2 protein-coding genes are annotated in these 1,565 nt (G+C 78.3%); both read right to left on the bottom strand.

The genetic code is table 11. The annotated features are described in order from the left end of the window. The coding region (gene hemC / locus HGCM_RS16735; RefSeq protein ID WP_019135532.1) for a hydroxymethylbilane synthase at positions 1–541 on the bottom strand (541 nt) is incomplete at its 3' end. 244 nt (positions 542–785) lie between these two features. Continuing rightward, positions 786–1,565: protoporphyrinogen/coproporphyrinogen oxidase (locus tag HGCM_RS16730; protein ID WP_019135531.1), on the bottom strand; the 780-nt coding region annotated here is incomplete at its 5' end.

Genomic DNA, 1,565 nt, shown 5'->3' with positions numbered 1-1,565 from the left:
CGGTCACGGCGTCGAGCCGGCCGAGCCGGGCCAGCCCGGCGCGCGCGAGCACGACCGCGTCGAGGTCGCCCGGCGCGACGCGTCCGAGGCGCGTGTCCACGTTGCCGCGGATGTCGACGACGTCCAGGTCGGGACGGGCGGCGAGCAGCTGCGCCGCGCGGCGGGGCGACCCGGTGCCGACGCGGGCGCCCGGCGGGAGGGTGGCGAGCGTGAGCCCGTCACGGGCGCAGAGCGCGTCGCGAGGGTCCTCGCGCGGCGGCACGGCGCCGAGCGTGAGGCCGACGGGGTCAGCCGTCGGGAGGTCCTTGAGCGAGTGCACCGCGACGTCGCACCGGCCGTCGAGCAGGGCCTCCCGCAGCGCGGTGACGAACACGCCCGTGCCGCCGAGCGACGTCAGCGAGCCCGTCAGCCGGTCGCCGTCCGTCCGGACACGCACCGTCTCGACGTCGAAGCCGCCGAGCCGCGCGAGGGCGTCGGCGACGTGCCCGGTCTGGGTGAGCGCGAGCGCGCTCGCGCGGGTGCCGATGCGGACGGGGGGCATGGCCCCAGTGTCTCCCGCGAGCCAGGCGGGACGAAATGGCGCGGTCACGACGCGTTGTCAGAAAAAGTGCGCCGGACCCGGCGGGAAATGCGCGGACGCGGATTCTCACGTGTTGTCAGAAAACGCGGGCGTGACGGTCCTCACGCTTTTCCGCCCTTTTCCGCCGAGCTCGGCACTCCCGCCCGAGATCGGCACGTCCACGTGCCGATCTCGGGCGCAGCTGCCGATCTCGGCGGCGAGAGCGCTAGACGAGCGTGCGGGCCGCCGCTCGCGCGTCCGGGACGACCGAGGCGAGGCCGTTGCCCGCGACCCAGGCCCCGGCGACGGCGACGCGGCCGTGCGAGCCCCCGACGGCGGAGCGGACGGCGGCGACCGCCGCGCGGTGGGCGGCGCTGGGGCGCGGCAGCGCCTGGGTCCAGCGGACCACCGCGCTCCCGGCGAGCCGGTCGCGCACCAGGGGCACGCCGAGCAGCACCGAGGCGTCGCGCAGCGCCTGGTCGACGAGCGCGTCGCCCGTCGGCAGCGCATCCACCGGCTCGTCCGCGCGCCCGTACGACAGGCGGACGACGTGCCGTCCCGGGCCCGCCTCCCGCGCGAGCCACGCCCACTTCGCCGTGCCGTGGGTGAGCGCCTTGGCCCGCACGTCGGTGACGGCCGGGCCGACCAGCACGCCGGTGCCGCGCGGCGCCCGGTCGAGTGCGGGCTCGTCGAGCACCAGCGTCACGAGCACCACGGCGGCGCCCTCGTCGAGCGCCGGTAGGTCCGCGCCACCGGTGGCGGCGGCGACGAGGTCCGGGCGCGGCGCCGCGACGACCAGCCGCGCCGTCCGCTCGGTCCCCCCGCCGTCGACCTCGAGCACGACGGCGTCGTCCTCCACCCGCGCCGCGTCGACGCGCGACCGCAGCCTGACCTCGCCCCCGAGCCGCTCGACGTCCGCCACGAGCGCGTCGGCGAGCGTCGCGATGCCCCCGTCGAGGCCCAGCACCGCCGCACCCGCCGGCGCCGCCGCGCGCACGCGGGCCAC

Origin of the sequence: Cellulomonas massiliensis JC225 (genome assembly GCF_000312005.1) — a bacterium.
Classification (GTDB): domain Bacteria; phylum Actinomycetota; class Actinomycetes; order Actinomycetales; family Cellulomonadaceae; genus Cellulomonas; species Cellulomonas massiliensis.
This window is presented reverse-complemented; position numbering and strand designations above follow the sequence as displayed.